15 protein-coding genes are annotated in these 17,097 nt (G+C 51.3%); 11 read left to right on the top strand and 4 right to left on the bottom strand.

Annotated features, from left to right (window positions below; genetic code table 11):
• Window positions 1-1,156: 1,156 nt before the first annotated feature.
• The 9 genes from AC1DQR_RS30590 (at window position 1,157) to AC1DQR_RS30550 (ending at window position 11,531) form a co-directional block, all read left to right on the top strand.
• Window positions 1,157-2,296, top strand: a complete 1,140-nt coding sequence (locus AC1DQR_RS30590) for a polysaccharide biosynthesis/export family protein (protein ID WP_477134359.1) — start codon at window positions 1,157-1,159, stop codon at window positions 2,294-2,296.
• Window positions 2,293-2,730 carry a low molecular weight protein-tyrosine-phosphatase gene (locus AC1DQR_RS30585; RefSeq protein WP_477134355.1) on the top strand — a complete coding sequence of 146 codons (438 nt, stop codon included), beginning with the start codon at window positions 2,293-2,295 and terminating at the stop codon, window positions 2,728-2,730. The genes AC1DQR_RS30590 and AC1DQR_RS30585 overlap by 4 nt, the downstream gene beginning before the upstream one ends.
• 20 nt (window positions 2,731-2,750) lie before the next feature.
• The gene (locus tag AC1DQR_RS30580) at window positions 2,751-5,006 is read left to right on the top strand and encodes a polysaccharide biosynthesis tyrosine autokinase (RefSeq protein ID WP_477134354.1); all 2,256 of its coding nucleotides are present in this window, start codon (window positions 2,751-2,753) and stop codon (window positions 5,004-5,006) included.
• A gap of 336 nt (window positions 5,007-5,342) precedes the next feature.
• A complete protein-coding gene (locus AC1DQR_RS30575) occupies window positions 5,343-6,800 on the top strand; it encodes a mannose-1-phosphate guanylyltransferase/mannose-6-phosphate isomerase (RefSeq protein ID WP_477134353.1) in 1,458 nt (485 codons plus the stop codon).
• Between the two features lie 30 nt (window positions 6,801-6,830).
• Complete coding sequence (gene gmd, locus AC1DQR_RS30570) at window positions 6,831-7,961, top strand: GDP-mannose 4,6-dehydratase (protein ID WP_477134352.1); 1,131 nt, start codon at window positions 6,831-6,833, stop codon at window positions 7,959-7,961.
• A 5-nt stretch (window positions 7,962-7,966) separates the two neighbouring features.
• The gene (gene fcl, locus AC1DQR_RS30565; protein ID WP_477134351.1) at window positions 7,967-8,929 is read left to right on the top strand and encodes a GDP-L-fucose synthase; all 963 of its coding nucleotides are present in this window, start codon (window positions 7,967-7,969) and stop codon (window positions 8,927-8,929) included.
• Window positions 8,930-8,977: 48 nt separating this feature from the next.
• The gene (locus tag AC1DQR_RS30560; protein WP_477134350.1) at window positions 8,978-10,321 is read left to right on the top strand and encodes a lipopolysaccharide biosynthesis protein; all 1,344 of its coding nucleotides are present in this window, start codon (window positions 8,978-8,980) and stop codon (window positions 10,319-10,321) included.
• Window positions 10,322-10,605: 284 nt separating this feature from the next.
• On the top strand, window positions 10,606-10,950 hold the full coding sequence (locus tag AC1DQR_RS30555) for a DapH/DapD/GlmU-related protein (RefSeq protein ID WP_477134349.1): 345 nt from the start codon (window positions 10,606-10,608) through the stop codon (window positions 10,948-10,950).
• A gap of 26 nt (window positions 10,951-10,976) precedes the next feature.
• Window positions 10,977-11,531 (top strand): DapH/DapD/GlmU-related protein, encoded by a 555-nt coding sequence (locus tag AC1DQR_RS30550; protein WP_477134348.1) that lies wholly within the window; start codon window positions 10,977-10,979, stop codon window positions 11,529-11,531.
• On the opposite strand, the gene AC1DQR_RS30545 is transcribed toward AC1DQR_RS30550, so the two are convergent.
• Window positions 11,520-11,759, bottom strand: a complete 240-nt coding sequence (locus AC1DQR_RS30545) for a hypothetical protein (RefSeq protein WP_477134347.1) — start codon at window positions 11,757-11,759, stop codon at window positions 11,520-11,522. The genes AC1DQR_RS30550 and AC1DQR_RS30545 overlap by 12 nt on opposite strands.
• Here AC1DQR_RS30545 and AC1DQR_RS30540 point away from each other — a divergent pair.
• Window positions 11,758-12,852 (top strand): hypothetical protein, encoded by a 1,095-nt coding sequence (locus tag AC1DQR_RS30540; protein WP_477134346.1) that lies wholly within the window; start codon window positions 11,758-11,760, stop codon window positions 12,850-12,852. The two genes, AC1DQR_RS30545 and AC1DQR_RS30540, sit on opposite strands and share 2 nt — an antisense overlap.
• The gene (locus tag AC1DQR_RS30535) at window positions 12,849-14,000 is read left to right on the top strand and encodes a glycosyltransferase (RefSeq protein ID WP_477134345.1); all 1,152 of its coding nucleotides are present in this window, start codon (window positions 12,849-12,851) and stop codon (window positions 13,998-14,000) included. The genes AC1DQR_RS30540 and AC1DQR_RS30535 overlap by 4 nt, the downstream gene beginning before the upstream one ends.
• Window positions 14,001-14,391: 391 nt before the next feature.
• Here AC1DQR_RS30535 and AC1DQR_RS30530 read toward each other — a convergent pair whose 3' ends face one another.
• The 3 genes from AC1DQR_RS30530 to AC1DQR_RS30520 form a co-directional block, all read right to left on the bottom strand.
• Window positions 14,392-15,525 carry a glycosyltransferase gene (locus tag AC1DQR_RS30530; RefSeq protein ID WP_477134344.1) on the bottom strand — a complete coding sequence of 378 codons (1,134 nt, stop codon included), beginning with the start codon at window positions 15,523-15,525 and terminating at the stop codon, window positions 14,392-14,394.
• Between the two features lie 110 nt (window positions 15,526-15,635).
• On the bottom strand, window positions 15,636-16,529 hold the full coding sequence (locus AC1DQR_RS30525; RefSeq protein ID WP_477134343.1) for a glycosyltransferase family 2 protein: 894 nt from the start codon (window positions 16,527-16,529) through the stop codon (window positions 15,636-15,638).
• The gene (locus tag AC1DQR_RS30520) at window positions 16,519-17,076 is read right to left on the bottom strand and encodes an LbetaH domain-containing protein (protein ID WP_477134342.1); all 558 of its coding nucleotides are present in this window, start codon (window positions 17,074-17,076) and stop codon (window positions 16,519-16,521) included. Before AC1DQR_RS30520 ends, AC1DQR_RS30525 begins: the two co-directional genes overlap by 11 nt.
• Window positions 17,077-17,097: the final 21 nt, after the last annotated feature.

Here is a 17,097-nt window from a genome sequence, read left to right as displayed (position 1 = left end):
CATCGGCTCGCAAGCAACAGAAGTGGCGATCCGCGTAGGCGTGCTTAACCGCATGGCGGCTCTTGCACGCCCGAAGTCCGTCCACATCGTCTGAATTTCGGATCACAGGAGTCTCTGTGTTTTTAAGTCCGATTTATGCAACAACGCCCTTCAAGGTGACAACCAGTGCAACAGCGAACCATTCTCGTTAGGCACATGCAGTGTCGGTACCCCGCCTTGGTAGGACCCACCCCGGCGCAGGGTAAGAATGTCTGGACAAAGGCATGCTCTGCCGGGCCGCCAATGCCATCTCAACGGCGACAGCACATTCTTATCCCCACCTAAGCGTGGCACCTACCTTAGCGGGGTAACTGTAATAGACATGTGCACCAATAATCAGCACCAGCAAGCGTGACCCCTTGCTAATTCCCGATAGGGTGTAGGCACTCCCCGCGCCTACACCCTTCTTTTTTACGGGCATTGCAATCGGCAATAGTCACAGAGCGCAGCAAAGATACATCACAACATGATGTTTTCTGATTCGCTACAAAGCCTTCTTTAAATCTCCACGCAAGCACGAAATCGCATCGCCGGGGAAGTCCCTCCCAAGTTATTTGATCCCTCCCTTGGTGGGGAAGTGAAAGCCATGCATGGCCCCTACATGGCCAACGCGTGGCCAGCGCAATCGGACGACGAGTTGGCTCGATCCATCCTCAAGCCGCTCCGCTGCGCACCAGCGGAAAAACGCGAAAAACCCGGGAAAATCGACAGAAATCGCTTAGCCCAATCGGGTGACAACATACCAACAGAGGCAGGAAACTCCATCATGAACACAAACCAAATTCTTCTGCATTACCCCTTTTAGGGGCATCCCTCCTTTTGTCGGGTCCACTCTTCAGTAGGGATAGAAAACACGGCAAAAACGCCTGCTTCGCCTTGAAGATCTACCCCCAAGCGCCATACACTTCGCCGGTCTTCGCGCAGTGATGCACTGCAAGAGCAAAGCGTGCAGGCATCAAGAAGCCACCGCCGCAACGTTCATCTCTGCCCTGCAAGTTACCGCAGCGGAAAGGCACCGACGTGTGCCATGTTGAGCAAGCGGATTCGTCGCAGCAATCCCAAGCCAGGAGACGGCCAGGAGCGCGGACCTTTCGGGTATCAAGGGAATTTTCAAGACGTGTTCAAGCTTTCAAGCCTTCTGTCTTTCCGTAGAGCGTTGCTGTTGCTGGGGACGATTCCGGTGCTGGCATCCTGCGCGCTAGCGCCGGGCATGCGCTTTGATCCGCAGCGTCCGCTTGATCCGGAAGATCCTGAGTCTGTGCCCAAGGTTACGAAGATTACGCCGGCGTTGGTGCGGGCTATGAAGGCTGCTGCCACGCCGACAAATGCATCGGTGAGCGAATTGTTTGGTGAGCCTGAGGCCTATACGGTTGGCGTTGGCGACATCCTCTCTATTGTGGTGTGGGATCACCCTGAGTTGGTGTTTCCTACACAGACATACTCGATTGGCTCCGCGTACGAAATCCCCAACTACAGCGGCGCGGCTAATGTGCCTGGCTATGTAGTCAGTCCCGCCGGCACCATCCAGTTTCCGTATGCAGGCGTGCTCAATGTTCTCGGAAAAACGCCTGACCAGATCCGCGGTGAACTGAGCACCAAGCTCAAGAGCGTCGTCAACATGCCCCAGGTTACCGTGCGTGTGCTCGCCTTCCGCAGCAAGCGCGTCTACCTGGATGGCGAAGTCAAGACTCCTGGCCCGCAGAACATTGACGACGTTCCAATGACGCTGGTTGAAGCGCTAAATCGTGCGGGCGGTGTCAATGTGATAACGGGCGATAACAGTCGTATCCGTATCTCGCGGGGAGGCAAGAATTTCTTTGTCGATCTCCCCGCGCTATTGCGGCAGGGAATAGATCCCGCAAGCGTCATGCTGCGCAACGGCGACATTCTGCGCGTGGAGCAACGTGAAGACAGCAAGGTGTTTGTCACGGGTGAAGTGGTACGCCCTTCAGTTGTGCTCCCGCGGAATGGCCGTTTGACGTTGAATGAAGCAATTGGCGAGGCGGGCGGCGTGAATCCACTCTCAGCAGATGCTAAAGAACTCTATGTCATCCGCAAGAGCGAAGACGGCGAAGCCCAGATCTTCCACCTTGACGGAAAGTCACCAGTCTCGCTGGCGCTTGCGGAATCGTTCGAGCTGAAGCCGAAAGATGTGGTGTACGTAGACGCTGCCGGTGTCGTTCGCTGGAGCCGCGTGATCAACCAGTTGCTCCCGAGCGGCAATTTCTTCACCTCCACCGCGAACACACTGAAATGATCAAGACGGTACTCGTGGTGTGCATTGGCAATATTTGCCGTAGCCCGATGGCGGAAGGGCTGCTCAAGCAAGCACTGCCTCAGGCGAATGTAGTCTCGGCGGGCCTGGGTGCGTTGATAGGCCAGTCGGCCGATCCGCATGCGGTCGCGCTGATGAGCGGTCTTGGCTTGGACATTAGCGGCCATCGCGCCCGGCAACTCAGCCGAGCCATCGCCACGCAGGCAGACCTGATCCTCGTGATGGACAACTCTCAGCGGCAGGAGATCCAAAGCTTGCATCCGGCCACAACGGGCCGGGTATTCCGGCTAGGCGAGCTCGCCAAGTTCGATGTGCCAGATCCTTATCGTGAAGGACTCCCCGCCTTCGAAAACGCGCTGGAGCTGATTCAGCGCGGCGTAGAAGCCTGGGTGCCGCGCATCCAAGCGCTCCGTTAACAGTATTCGCAGTAGAGCCAATGAACCAGAACCCCCCTGTAGTCGCCGTTCCCGGACCTCCGGAAGACGAGATCGATCTTGTCCACTACCTGGACGTGCTCTTGGCCAGTCGTTGGCTGATCGCGTCTATCGCGGGCGTGGTGCTCGCGCTTGGTGTTGCCTATGCGTTCCTGGCGCGCCCCGTCTATCAGGCCGATATCTTGATCCAGGTCGAAGACAACCCCAACAGTGCAAATAGCTTGCTGGGAGACGTATCTAGCTTGTTCGACGTCAAGGCAGAGGCGACTGCCGAAATCGAGATCATCAGGTCCCGCATGGTTGTGGGGAAAGCCGTGGACAACCTGCATCTATTTATTTCGGCTAAACCTAACTACTTTCCCTTTATCGGTGCATGGATCGCCAGTCGTTCGAAGGGGATTTCCGAGCCGGGTTTGCTGGGTTTCGGTGGCTTTGCTTGGGCAAAGGAATCGATCGCAGTCGAGCAATTCGACGTGCCCGACTCTTTGGAGGGGGAGAAGTTCAAATTGATCGCGTTGGGCGACGGGCGATACCGCCTAGAACAAAGCAGCCTCGACCAGCCGTTGGAAGGGCGCGTTGGTCAACTGCTACAGGCAGAGCAGAGTGCAGGGAGTTTCTCTCTATTGGTAACCGATCTTAAAGCCAAGGCGGGCACTGCCTTTAAGTTGGTGCGCGACTCTCGGCTGCAGACACTGGAGAAACTGCAGGATCAGTTAAAAATAGCCGAGAAGGGAAAACAAAGCGGCATCATCGGTGCTTCACTCGACGGCACAGATCCCGTTCTTACTGCAAGTATTCTTAACGATATCGGCGATGAATATGTCGCTCAAAACATCAAGAGAAAGGCCGCCGAAGCAGAGAAATCCTTGGTGTTCCTCGGCGACCTGCTGCCGCAACTTAAGAGCGAATTAGAGCGTGCGGAAGTCAAATACAACGATATGCGCAACAAGCGCAACACCTTCAATCTGAGTGAGGAAGGAAAAGCATTTTTGCAGGAAAGCGTCACCGCTGAAGCCAGCCTCCTTGAGCTGAAGCAGAAGCGCACCGAGCTTCTGACTCGCTTTACATCAACGCACCCTGGTGTGCGGGCATTGGATCAGCAAATCTCTACGTTAAGCGCAAAAGTGAACGGCATGGCTGCTCGCATGAAAACGTTCCCGGATGTGGAACAAGACACCCTACGTCTCATGCGTGATGTACAAGTCAACAATGACCTTTACGTGGGTCTGCTTAACAATATGCAGCAACTCAAACTGGTGAAGGCAGGAAAGGTGGGCAACGTACGCCTGCTGGACAATGCACCGGTGCCTGAGGAACCGATCAAGCCTAAGAAGGGGCTGACTATTGCGTTGAGCGCTATTCTCGGGCTATTAGTTGGTGTCATCGCGGCGTTTGTGCGCAATGCGCTCTATGGAGGCATCACCGACTCCCAGGACATCGAACAGCATACTGGGCTAAGTGTTTACGCCACCGTGCCGCTGTCCGTAGCGCAATCCGTCCTGACTGAGGAGATCAGGCTGCGCAAGCGCGGCAAATTCCTACTTGCCGATCGCAACCCTAACGAGCCCTCCATCGAGAGTTTACGAAGCCTTCGCACAGCCCTGCAGTTTGCAATGCTTGATGCTGACAATAACCGCGTCTTGCTGACCGGACCCACACCGGGCGTGGGTAAGTCTTTCATCTCCGCCAATCTCTCCGTGGTAATGGCTACGGGCGGTAAGCGCGTGCTGCTGATGGACGCCGACATGCGCAAAGGTCACCTGAATCAGTACTTCGGTAAGGAGCGCGCAAATGGCCTATCCGATGTACTGATCGGAAAAGTGGGATTCGATCAAGCGGTGCATCGGAACGTATTCGAAAACCTCGACTTCYTCAGTACGGGCGGAATTCCACCCAATCCGGCTGAATTGTTGCTTAACGAGCGGATGGTAAAGCTACTCCAGGAAGTAGGCGGACAGTACGACCTAATCCTGATCGACACGCCACCAGTTCTCGCGGTTTCCGATACGGCGATTTTGGCTGCCAGATGCGGGACAGTTTTCCTGGTTACACGTTTTGAAAAGACAACCATTGGCGAGGTGACTGAATCAGCAAAGCAACTGCGCCAGGCCAATGCCGATGTCAATGGTGTGGTCTTTAATGGCTTGGATCCAAATGCCTACCGTTATGGATACGGATCGAAGTATGGTCGTTACCGCTACGCGTACTATGGCTACGCACCAGACGACATCGCGCAACAAGCGTCAGGTGCTAAGTAGGCTGTAACCAGCTGCGTAACGAAGGGTCAACGTCGGGCATTCCTATCTCCGACGGCAAGGCCGGCGCCTGACCGGTCAAAGATGAATAGTCAGCCAACGGGGCGGAAGAACTCAAGCGAGAGGCAGGGCTAGATCTGCGACAACTGCGTTCGGTTGCAGATCCCCCTCAGCCACCTGAGTTGTGAGGTTTGCAGTTTTTTTGGAGGCCGCTATCTCGGTCGCCCAGCTTCTCCAATTGCAGGGACATGCCGCCGCCACCTAGCGGCGAGCGCACCTACGTCGTACAGACGCAGGTGGACACTGTTTGAATTTTGATTTGGCAGAAGGAGAATTCGGATGGAAACACCAGCCGTCATCATTCCGGTCGTTCTGTGTGGAGGATCTGGAACGCGTCTTTGGCCATTGTCTCGCGAAGGTTACCCAAAGCAGTTCCTCAAACTGCTGAGCAATCGATCGCTGCTGCAAGAAACTTTGCTGCGTGTTCGCGAAGTACAAGGTATTGCCGCGCCCGTGCTGATCACCAACCATGCACATCGCTTCATGGTCGCAGAGCAGGCGCGCGAAATCGGGACCGAGGATGCAACGTTCATCCTGGAGCCGCATCCCCGCAACACCGCACCCGCAGCAGCGGCTGCAGCTCTGCATGTCCTGGCTTCAGGGCAGGACCCGCTCTTGCTGCTCTTGCCGTCGGATCATCTGATCCGAGACGCTGCTGCCTTTGGGCGAATCGTGACGCAAGGAGTTGCTGCGGCGCAGGCAGGGGCCATCGTTACCTTCGGCATTGTGCCTACAGTGCCTGCGACAGGGTACGGCTATATCAATGCAGGCGGGCTTTGCGCCGATCAAAGCCACGAGGTAGTACGGTTCGAGGAAAAGCCTACGTTGGCGCGGGCGACGCAGTTCTTGTCTGAGGGCAGTCATTTCTGGAACAGCGGCATCTTTCTCTTCCGTGCCTCCGCATTCCTCGCGGAACTCGATACTTTCTCGCCAGAGATACTTCGGGCCGCACGGGATGCGGTCGCCGAAGGCACAAAGGATCTGGACTTCTTCCGTCTGTCCGAGGAGGCGTTCAAGCAATGCCCCAGCAATTCCATCGACTACGCAGTCATGGAGCACACCAAGCAAGCGCGCATGGTCCCGTTCGCGGCCGAGTGGAGCGACGTTGGCGCCTGGGATGCCGTCTGGCAACTCGGTGCTAAGCAGGCAGACGGCAACGTCACCCTAGGCGATGTTCTGACGCACAACGCAAAGGACTGCCTGGTGCACGCATCGCATCGACTCGTAGCCGTCGCCGGTATTGATAACGTCATGGTGATCGAGACTCCCGATGCCGTGCTTGTCGTGCACAAGGACCAATGCCAGGATGTCAAGGCCGTTGTAGATATGGTTCGGAAACAGGGACGAACAGAAGCCACGGATCATCGCAAGGTCTATCGACCCTGGGGTAGTTACGATGCCGTAGATGAAGGTGAGCGCTACCAAGTAAAACGCATCACGGTAAAGCCTGGCGCTAAGCTCTCCACGCAAATGCACTATCACCGCGCAGAACATTGGATTGTGGTCAAGGGAACAGCTCGCGTGACATGCGGCACCGAGACCTTCCTTCTCTCAGAAAACCAGTCCAGCTATATCCCTTTGGGCACGATTCATCGGCTAGAGAACCCCGGAAGCGTGCCCCTTGAGCTCATCGAAGTGCAGAGTGGAAGCTATCTCGGCGAGGACGATATCGTTCGCTTTGACGACATATACGGGCGCGTGCAAGCCCATGAGGCAGTTAAGACCGAACTGGCTTGACCAAAAGATCATCAGATGCTGGAAATTGACATGAAAACGAAGAATCAGAAGACTGCGCTCATTACCGGGATTACCGGCCAGGACGGCTCCTATTTAGCGGAGTTCCTTCTCGCTAAGGGCTATATTGTGCACGGCATAAAACGCCGTGCGAGCTCATTCAATACATCAAGGCTGGATCATATTTATCAGGATCCACATCTTGGTAACAGGAATTTCGTCCTTCACTATGGCGATCTAAGTGATAGTAGCAATCTGATTAGAATTATCCAACAAACTCAACCGGATGAAATCTACAATCTTGGCGCACAAAGCCACGTTGCCGTGAGCTTTGAGTCCCCAGAATACACGGCAGATGTGGATGGACTCGGCACCCTCCGTCTGCTGGAAGCAATTCGGATTCTCGGCCTCGAAAAGAAGACGCGGTTCTATCAGGCTTCGACATCGGAATTGTATGGGCAGGTGCAGGAGATTCCTCAGAAGGAAACCACGCCATTCTATCCGAGGAGCCCCTACGCAGCTGCAAAGCTGTATGCCTATTGGATTACGGTTAACTATCGAGAATCCTATGGAATGTACGCCTGCAATGGCATACTGTTTAACCACGAAAGCCCGCGACGCGGRGAAACGTTCGTTACCAGAAAGGTGACCCGAGGTTTAGCAAATATCGCACAAGGCCTTGAAAATTGCCTGTACATGGGGAACATGGATGCATTGCGTGATTGGGGTCATGCACACGATTACGTCCGTATGCAATGGCTCATGCTGCAGCAGGAGCAGGCGGACGATTTCGTCATTGCGACCGGAAAGCAAGTGAGCGTACGGGAATTCATCAAACGTAGTGCTGCTCAGCTTGGCATGACGCTACGCTTTGAAGGCAAAGGACTCGATGAGGTAGCCCTTGTTGACGCGATTCGCGGCGATATGGCTCCTGCCGTCGCAGTGGGCGATGTAGTCGTCAAGGTGGACCCTCGCTACTTCAGGCCTGCGGAAGTCGAGACTCTTTTAGGCGATCCCGCCAAAGCCAAGGAGAAGCTTGGCTGGGAGCCGGAAATATCTCTTGATCAAATGATTGAAGAGATGGTGGCAAATGATCTAGACCAAGCTCGCCGCCATGCCCTCTTGAAACAGCACGGCTATGAGATTGCCGTAAGCGTGGAGTGACGGTCATGGCCAATAAACCAAGGATATATGTAGCTGGCCATCGTGGAATGGTTGGGAGCGCGATCGTTCGACGCTTGCAGGACAGCGGAGTTGCGAACATCGTCACGCGTACTCATTCAGAACTAGATTTGACAGACCAGGAGGCCGTGAGGAATTTCTTTGCAACCGAAGAGATTGACCAGGTTTATTTGGCTGCGGCCAAGGTGGGCGGAATTTATGCCAATAACACGTATCCAGCGGAATTTGGCTACCAGAATCTGATAATGCAGACCAATGTCATCCATCAGGCTTGGCGTGCAGGAATTCAGAAATTACTTTTTTTGGGAAGCAGCTGCATTTATCCGAAGCTAGCGCGCCAGCCGATAGAAGAAGATGCGTTACTCACCGGTCATCTGGAACCGACTAATGAGCCCTACGCGATTGCGAAAATTGCTGGTATCAAGCTTTGCGAAAGCTATAATCGGCAATACGGTACAGATTTCCGCAGCGTCATGCCAACTAATCTATACGGGCCAGGCGATAACTATCACCCCCAAAATAGCCATGTCGTTCCCGCGCTAATTCGACGATTTGTCGAGGCGAAAGCGGAACGAGCACCGAAGGTTGTGGTGTGGGGGACAGGCTCGCCAAGGAGGGAGCTTTTACATGTGGATGACATGGCATCTGCATGCGTCTTTGTCATGAATCTCGATCGAGAAAAATATGCTCATGGCGTACGCCCCTCGTGTAGTCATATAAATGTGGGTACCGGTGTAGATATCTCAATCAAGGAATTGGCTGAATTTATAGCTAAATATTCACAATATAATGGTGAAATACATTTCGATTCTACAAAGCCAGATGGCGCTCCGCGTAAGCTATTAGATGTAAGTAAACTAAGCAACCTGGGTTGGCGATCGTCCATAAACCTGGAGTCTGGAATTCAAAAGACTATAGAGAGCTACACGCAGCAGCATAATGAGCAATAGCTTCGCACCTATAGGACTAGCCCATTGCACTCGTTTCGAGCCATTCCGATGAAGATAAAATGGTTGGTCAAGGGTAATCTCGGGCTGGATCTATTCTACGTGGTGGCGGGCCGTTCTATGTCCGCAATATCCGCGATTGGAATAGCTATGGTGCTGGCTAGATCGACCCAATCTAAAACGATTGGCGCGTACTACTTTGCTTTCGCCGCAGTCAATTTTTTTTCGATGTTTTCACAGCTTGGGCTGTCGCAGACAATCATAAAAATTGCTGCAAAAATAAGAAGCGAAAGTGAAGAGGTATTGAAAATTTCATTCGCTAATGCGGCTGGAAGTATCTTGTGCATTGTCTGCGTTTCCGCTGCGACGATAGCACTGCTAGTTGGTTTTTTCGGAGGGAGTGCTCTAAGCCATTTCAGTGCAGTAGAGGAGATTTCTGCTCATCTTCCGTCTGTATGTATCTGGATTTTCTTATTTGCGATTCAGTTGACTGTGGCAGACATATTTAGAGCTATGGGAAAGCTCAATCTGTTTGCTCTATTCTCCGGTGCGCTGTCGAACACCTTGATGTTAATGATTCTCGTTATATTCTGGGTTATCAGAGGTGTACTGGGCTTGGTTGATGTATTCGTAATTAACAATGTGGCAATCGCTGTGTCCATATTGGTCGGTCTATTATTTGCTAGAGAGAAAGGTTTAGTTAATCTGAAATCCGTTTTGGCGGCCACAAAATTGATTAAGGACTTTTCTTGGCTATCTTTTCACTCTCTTAGTGCCGGATTGTTTTCGTATCTGATATTACAGACCAACATTTGGTTTATTGCGTGGATCGGTAGCGCGAAGGACGTAGCAAATTTTGCTTTGGCGAATAGGCTGGTAACAACATTGGCATTGATAAACGCGGTTATCTCATCTTCCCTAAGCGCTAGGGTGGCGGATGCTTGCGTTAGATCCGATGCGAAGTTTCGTCAGAAGTTGGCTACCGAGATTTGCCGTATATCTCTGGGCGCCGCACTAATTCCTGGACTTGTCTTGTTTATCTGGGCTGATGAAATACTCAGTATTGTATATGGAACAGACTATCCACTGGCAGCGTGGATGGTGCGCGTTCTTGTTTGCGGGTATATAGCTATCGCATTCTTCGGCATGCGAAATTATTTTCTGATGATGTTCGGCGGCGAAGCAATACAGAATTCCATCTCAGCGATCGCGGGAATTGCGCACGCATTTATCGTCTTTGGTGTGATGAGAATTTTCGGGGTTCCCAGTGGTGTCGCAGTTTCGGCATTATTATTAGCATCGACGGCCACTCTCGAGGCATTTGTTCTATATAAAAAGAAGGGAATATTAAGCACCCCCTTGTTGTTCGAAAAAGAGAGGGCAAAAAGACAATGATGCAGAGATTTGGTTGGTTTTTTAAATACACTTTCTTTCTGAGGAGAGGGAGAAATATTCGATGTCACTGGAGTGCATATTCCGATAGAAAATCGGAATTAGAGGGGGGGAATATCCTCTCAAAGAGGGTGGAGGTAATTAATTCATCACTCGGCCGTTTCAGTTATCTAAATTTCGGAACTGTGGTTTCAAATTGCGATATCGGTAGGTTCACCTGTGTCGGCCCGGAGGTTATTATTGGCGGCCTTGGTCAACATCCGAGATCTCGCAGATCAATTCACAGAATGTTTTATTCCAAGTCAAAGGATATCTGGCACGAATATTGTTCATCAGAGAATTTTTCTGAGAGCGAACGGGTAAGAATTGGAAACGATGTTTGGATTGGCGCTCGTGCAATCATTCTTGATGGGGTTACCATCGGAGACGGCGCGATTGTAGCCGCAGGAGCTGTCGTAGCTAAAGATGTCGAACCCTATTCAATTGTGGGCGGTGTTCCAGCAAACCTGATTAGGAAGAGATTCTCCGTCGAGATGTCTGGCGCTCTTTCACGCGAAGCATGGTGGAATTTCTCAGATACTCAGCTGAAACGCGCGGTGGCCGCAGGCGATTTTTCTGAGGAGTTGGAATAAAAATGTCGGGATGGCTACTTCGCAATATGGCATCGCCTATCCTTGGCCGATTTTATCGGGCGCTGGGGATCTCCGTTGGAAGGCGAGTTGTATTCTATGGTCGACCGATAATTGATCGCCATCAGGGTTCAGCAATAATAATAGATGAGCGAGTGGTTCTTTGCTCATTGAGTAGATACACCGCACTTGGCGTGTGTCGTCCAGTTATTGTGCGAACACTATCAAAAGAAGCGATTGTTAAGATTGGGAAAAATTCAGGATTGAGCGGTGTGACGATATGTGCGGTCACCTCTGTTTCGATTGGAAAAGATTGTTTGATCGGAGCCAATGTCGTGATCTTCGACACCGATTTTCATCCGGTTGAGCCTGAAGGTAGGCGGCTTAGTCCTATAGTGAAAGCTAAAACAATTCCCGTATTTATCGGAGATAATGTATTTATTGGCGCAAATACAATTATTTCTAAGGGTGTCACAATCGGCGATAACAGTATTGTCGGAGCCGGCTCGGTTGTTGTGAAAGATGTGCCGCCTGGATGCATCGCTGCGGGAAATCCGGCAAAAGTAATCCGATCACTCTACTAAGAAAATGAATATAGTGAACGCAAGGATGAGTTCGCCGAAACTGCCCGCTCGAATAGTGAGGGGCGCGCCGATGCGACGTAAGCGCTCGGTGATCATTGCGGCGATTGCGGCAAGTCTGCTAATGAGCTTTCTCCAGATCGGGGGGAATGGAGTTGCGTCAGTTTCGTTCGCAGCCTTTTCAATGCTCTTCGCCGCGGTAATTTTGAAGCGAGGAGCAGCAGCATTCATGAGGCCGACTCTGCTCCTTTGTGCGGCGCTGATGATGTTTTCTACCCTGCCGTTTGTTTGGACGCCAGATTGGATGTCAATGATCCTGCGAGTTCTCAGAGAATGGTTCGTGCTATCCGTGATTATCTGTGCCGCAAGAATTAAGTGGAGGATGGTGGAGGATGTCAGACCCATTAGAAGGGTCATTTTTTTATCTCAGATTTTTTTTGTAATCGTCAATAGTGTCCAACTCATCGCGCTGAAGGCCGGGGTTGGCGTCTATACTTTTTTGCCGTGGGAGTGGTATGGAGCCATCTCCGGCGATGAGTTGGATGAAGTCCGGAGTACTACGCTCGCTTCATATTGGTTGGAGCGGGGACTGGAAAAAGGCCTTGTCCTTGGTGAAGAGTTAATCGTTAGGCCCGCTGCCTTTTTTGCTGAGCCATCATACTATGGATTCGTCGCATTCTCACTTTATGTGGCGTATTGCTATTGCACTGAGAGTTTCGAAAAGCGTCTGAGATTCTTCATTATCACATTGATGGGGCTATTGCTTGCGCAAACACTATCCGGTGTCCTGGTCCTGGTTGCTTACTCATTGGTGAGTGAGCGACGTGTTCTGTTAAAGAGAACAAAATATGTAATATTCGCGATTTTGGCTCTAGTCCTCTCGATGCCATTTTACGATGGGTATGCGAGATTGTTTTCTATCTTCGATGATACGGTTGAGGCGTCCGGATTTTCAAGACTTGTTAAACCGTTCATGAATATATACGATATTTTCGAGAAAGGATATTTTTTTGGGCTGAACGCGATTGCCTTCGATCGGGTGCTCAGTGTTTCAGGCGTAGCTGGTGCGGCGGGACTGGACAATGGGGTGTTGAATGTAATCCAATTCTACGGTCTGGGTGGGTTTGTGATATTTGCAGTCCTTGGTCGCCATCTTGGCCCTTCGTTGTTTTGGTATCTTCTGCTCTGCGGTGTTTTTAATGGAACCTTATTTGGTTTTGATAAGGGCTTCATTTTTGTTTGTGTTTCAATTTGCTACGCAACGAGGTATGGAAATTCCGGTATTTATTCTGATTCCTGGAGTCTGAAGAGGTTTCAAAAATGATAATATTTGTTGCTCCATATTTTGCGCCGGAGATGGCGAGAGGAAGCCTTGGTGCCGCGAGAAAGATTGAGCTTATCTTGGAGCAATTGGCGAGAATAGATGGTGAGATAATATTCGTCAATACAGGTGGAATTAATAAAGGCGCTCGCTGGGGGGCGCATGATCGAAAGATCGGTTCTGTCTCCGTTAGGGAAATCGAAATGCCGTTCTTTTTCAATGCGACGATTACGAAAATAGCGGCCATAATGTCTGTCGGTAGATTGGTCGATCAGATTATTAAGGACTTCGGCTCAGCCCGTTTCGTATGGCTGTATAACGGTTACGCGTTTGAGTCGATGTTCGGTCGGATTGCGAAAAGAAGATTCAATTGTCCTGTCGTCTTTGAGTTTGAAGATTGGCATTTTGCTAGAAGCCGCGGCTTCAGCCCGAAGCCGTTATTGGACTGGGTCGCCTGGAGAATGCTAAAGCATAATGTTGATGTATCATTCTCTGTTAATAGTGCGCTGGCAAGACGGTTGGGATCCAGCTATGGGGCGAGTTATCTGCTTCCAGGAATAGTTCCACTCGCAATATCTTTCGATAACGGATCGGCGCTCCCTTTCTCGGCATCAGATGATATCGTCCGAGTCGGATATTTCGGACAGCTGAATGTCGAAAAGGGTGCTGATCTGGTGTTGGCTTTGGCGGAGCGACTACCGTTCGGATATGAGCTTCATGTGACGGGAATTGGTCCTCTTGCTAAAGCCTTTGAGGATATGTCAAATAGAAAGACGACAGCGCTAATTTTTCATGGTGCGGTGCCCGTGGCGGAGCTTTATAGGATAGTAAGAGGGTGCGATATCATACTTAATCCCCATGAGCCGCTCGCCGAGGATTCGGGCGGGCTATTTCCTTTTAAGGTTATTGAGGCGGTATCGAGTGGTCGTGTTCTGATATCAACCGAACTTCCAGTTTCTGGCTTTGACGTAGTGCTGGATGGAGTTAATTTTGTTGAGCGAGATGTGGAATCATTTTTGCGTGCAATAGTCGATGCGAAATCATACTATACTTCGTCAAGGATAAAGATTGAGGAAAGCGCGAAGGAGGCGTTTAAGAGATTCGGAGATGGCTGTGTCGAGCGGATTCTTGAGAATGCCGAATTGATATAGAATATGCCTTAAACATAATTGATTTAATACTTGTTCGAGGAAATGAGGTGTGTCTAGAAAACTTCTAGGCCCGGATAATCGGAAGAGAGCACGATTTCGGAAGAGAGCACGATTTGGGCCGCGCGAGCTGGCCTGTCACCCATGAAAGGTGGAGCGATTGCCGGAGATGCTCCCGCTGTAGCAGTGTAACGTCGAGCAGTGCCGTGGAACAGCGGCGATCATCTTGATGACTATTATTGAAAACTTAAGCGAGAGAGATCAGTAGACGAGTGCTCTCTTCATGTTGCTCCGAGTAGCTTCTGAAGGGGGGAGGCTAGCCACATGCATGCAGTATGTTAGTCCGATGGTTCTCCTCCATCCACACCAAATCTGTACAGTGCGTTGGATTACGTTACTCCTCGCCACGAATGATCTCCACTAACCGTTCGGCCGCTCGTCGAACATGAAAGCGTTGAGAGAAGCATTGCCTGGCGCGATCGCTCATCTCTCGGTATGTGTCAGCTTCCAGTGATAACCAACGCTGTAGGTTACGTGTCGTGCCGGCTGCAGTGGCGTCATCTACAAATCCGGCCCCGTCAGTCTCAATCTCACGCCAGATATTTACTTTGTTGCTAATTAACACAGGCTTCCCACATGCAAGCGCTTCGGCGACCACGATCCCGAAATTCTCTTGGTGAGAAGGAAGGCAGAATACTTCGGCTGCGTGAAAGGCGCCCCATTTTGCATCGCCCTGGAGCATCCCTAGCCACGATATCTGCTGAGTAACTCCAAGCCGCTCCGCCTGCAGCTTTAATGAATCGGACCAGCCGGTTTGATCGGGGCCGGCCATAACCAGATGAAGTTTCTGGTCAGATTTCGCTAAATTCGCGAAGGCTTCCAAGAGAAGATCGCATCCTTTTTTTTCGTGAATTCGACTCAAAAATAGAACGATCCTCTTCCCCTGCAATTCGGGGTTACTTGATAAGAAATCTAGCTTGAGTTGGCCATCGTCTGCGGGAGGGTTAGATGTCCCATAGGACGTGACGAGCTCTTTCACCTTATAAAGCCAGAATGAGCGTCGTGCTAGTAAGCGCTCTTCCTCGCATGTGAATATTGCGCCCTTCGCGTCACGCAAAACGCGATATTCTGCCCACGGCCAGTAAAGCCATTTTTTTAAATGCTTTATCGGATAATTAACTCTAAACCATGGGTCAAGCATTCCATGAGAAAAAACGAAGTATGGTGTGCCGACTCCAGAGAGGGCGCGCCAAACCGCAAAGCTATGATACTGCCAAATTCCATTAACAATTACGGCATCGTAATTGTGGGCATTACTCTTAAGCCATTGCACTAAGCGGGAGTTATAGCGATAGCCTCCCCTGGATGGACCAAGGGCGTGGACAGCCGAAGGATAGCTATCAATGAAGTCCTCGTCTGGAGAGTCGAGTGTGACAACCTCTGTGCTATGTCCAAGTTGAATTAGCTCAGAGTCAATCTTCCGCGCCCCCTCCATTGGTCCACCGCCCTTCGGGTCGATCGTTGGCATTACACGTAAGAGTTTCATCTATGTTGATTTAAAATAATTTATTGCAAATGTTAGTATCTATATTGGTTGAAAATATATGATCTATTGTTGGCAAGTGTTTTGTGTAATATCTAGTTTGTAACGGTTGATCTTTCTTTTTTGGTGGTCGACTGTCTGTTTTCTTGATTTATCGAGATTTGCTTCTCGAGCTGTCTTGTTTTTAGGACAATTAGATACTCATAAATAGACTGTAGCGCGGCGTACGTGAATCCCGCGCGGCCATCCAGGAATCCTCGTTTGCCAATATAAAGAGCAAGAAATTTCACAAGCGGTCGCATTGGTAGCCGGTAGAAGATCTCCTTCTGATGGAATCTTCTTTCATGAAAATCGGAGCATGAAATCGCCTTCCATAGGCTGAGGGGGGATTTGCCTCGCCGGTTGTCGATGATCTGCTTTGCTTCGAGGTTGCTGTAGCTGTTGTGCCTTGCTATCCAATGTTCCAGGCCCTTGCTGAACGGAAAATGATCCAAGTAGCCAGGGATATTGGCAGTTGGGCCATCGGGGATAGAAATGGGGTTGACGAGACGCTCGTAGCGCATCCGTTCCGGGCGGAAGAGACGCATGTAATAGGGAGAGGTCTGCACATGTTTGAGCCACGTTTCCATGAAGAAATCGCGACGCCTGACGCTGAAGGCGACTTCCTCAGTTGTCGACTGGACGGCGCTTAGCACACTCTTGACAAGCTCTGGCGTCATCCGTTCATCCGCATCTATATAAAATACCCACGGGTGCTTGAACTTGATATTTTTCAGGCCCCAGTTCTGATGGCTTGCCCAATTGTCAAACGGTCGCTGAGTGACGGTTGCACCAAATGACTGCGCAATTTCCACGGTGGAGTCCGTGCTGACAGAGTCATACACGTGGATGTCATCTGACCACGCCACGCTTTGGAGGCAACCCGGGAGATCCTGTTCCTCATTCTTGGTAAGGATCAATACAGATACACCACGCTTGCTATTTGTCATGCTGAATTCTCTTTCGAATTGGCTTTGCCGGCATACCGGCATAGACCGTCCAGGATGTTTCCAGGTTTCGGGTGACGACAGAGCGCGCAGCAACCACGACGCCTTGTGGGAGTGTCACCCCTTGCCCGATGAACGCTTCGGCGCATATCCAAACGTGTGATCCCAGCGTGATGGGCTCTGCCGTCAGTTGGAAATTATGCGAGTTGTAGTCATGCGATCCGCCGCAAAGATGGGCTCCCTGCGATATCACTGAGTAGTCCCCGATCTTGATTGGGGCCATGTTGTAAAGAGTCACGCCGTCGGCGATCCCCACGTTGTTTCCAATCTCGAGATTCCACGGTGCCCAGACCCGGGCAGCGGGGTACACGTGCACATGCTCGCCAATCTTCGCTCCGAAAATCCGGAGCAGACTCGCGCGCCACGCGTGGAGAGGCCTTGGACTCGGGCGAAAGAGGAATAGCCAGACCCAGTTCCACAGTTGGCGCGAGACTCGGTTCTGTAGGGAGAACGAGGGGGCGACAGTCGGATCGTTACCTTGGATGATCATTGTTCAACCGGCGTGGTACAG

The sequence above is a fragment of the Cupriavidus sp. 05L411 genome, from assembly GCF_056398045.1.
This window is presented reverse-complemented; position numbering and strand designations above follow the sequence as displayed.

Coding starts and splice junctions, on each gene's coding strand:
- AC1DQR_RS30585 (WP_477134355.1), top strand. CDS start 2,293: ATGATCAAGACGGTACTCGTGGTGTGCATTGGCAATATTTGCCGTAGC.
- AC1DQR_RS30575 (WP_477134353.1), top strand. CDS start 5,343: ATGGAAACACCAGCCGTCATCATTCCGGTCGTTCTGTGTGGAGGATCT.
- fcl (WP_477134351.1), top strand. CDS start 7,967: ATGGCCAATAAACCAAGGATATATGTAGCTGGCCATCGTGGAATGGTT.
- AC1DQR_RS30560 (WP_477134350.1), top strand. CDS start 8,978: ATGAAGATAAAATGGTTGGTCAAGGGTAATCTCGGGCTGGATCTATTC.
- AC1DQR_RS30555 (WP_477134349.1), top strand. CDS start 10,606: ATGTTTTATTCCAAGTCAAAGGATATCTGGCACGAATATTGTTCATCA.
- AC1DQR_RS30550 (WP_477134348.1), top strand. CDS start 10,977: ATGGCATCGCCTATCCTTGGCCGATTTTATCGGGCGCTGGGGATCTCC.
- AC1DQR_RS30540 (WP_477134346.1), top strand. CDS start 11,758: ATGAGGCCGACTCTGCTCCTTTGTGCGGCGCTGATGATGTTTTCTACC.
- AC1DQR_RS30545 (WP_477134347.1), bottom strand. CDS start 11,759: ATGAATGCTGCTGCTCCTCGCTTCAAAATTACCGCGGCGAAGAGCATT.
- AC1DQR_RS30535 (WP_477134345.1), top strand. CDS start 12,849: ATGATAATATTTGTTGCTCCATATTTTGCGCCGGAGATGGCGAGAGGA.
- AC1DQR_RS30530 (WP_477134344.1), bottom strand. CDS start 15,525: ATGCCAACGATCGACCCGAAGGGCGGTGGACCAATGGAGGGGGCGCGG.
- AC1DQR_RS30525 (WP_477134343.1), bottom strand. CDS start 16,529: ATGACAAATAGCAAGCGTGGTGTATCTGTATTGATCCTTACCAAGAAT.
- AC1DQR_RS30520 (WP_477134342.1), bottom strand. CDS start 17,076: ATGATCATCCAAGGTAACGATCCGACTGTCGCCCCCTCGTTCTCCCTA.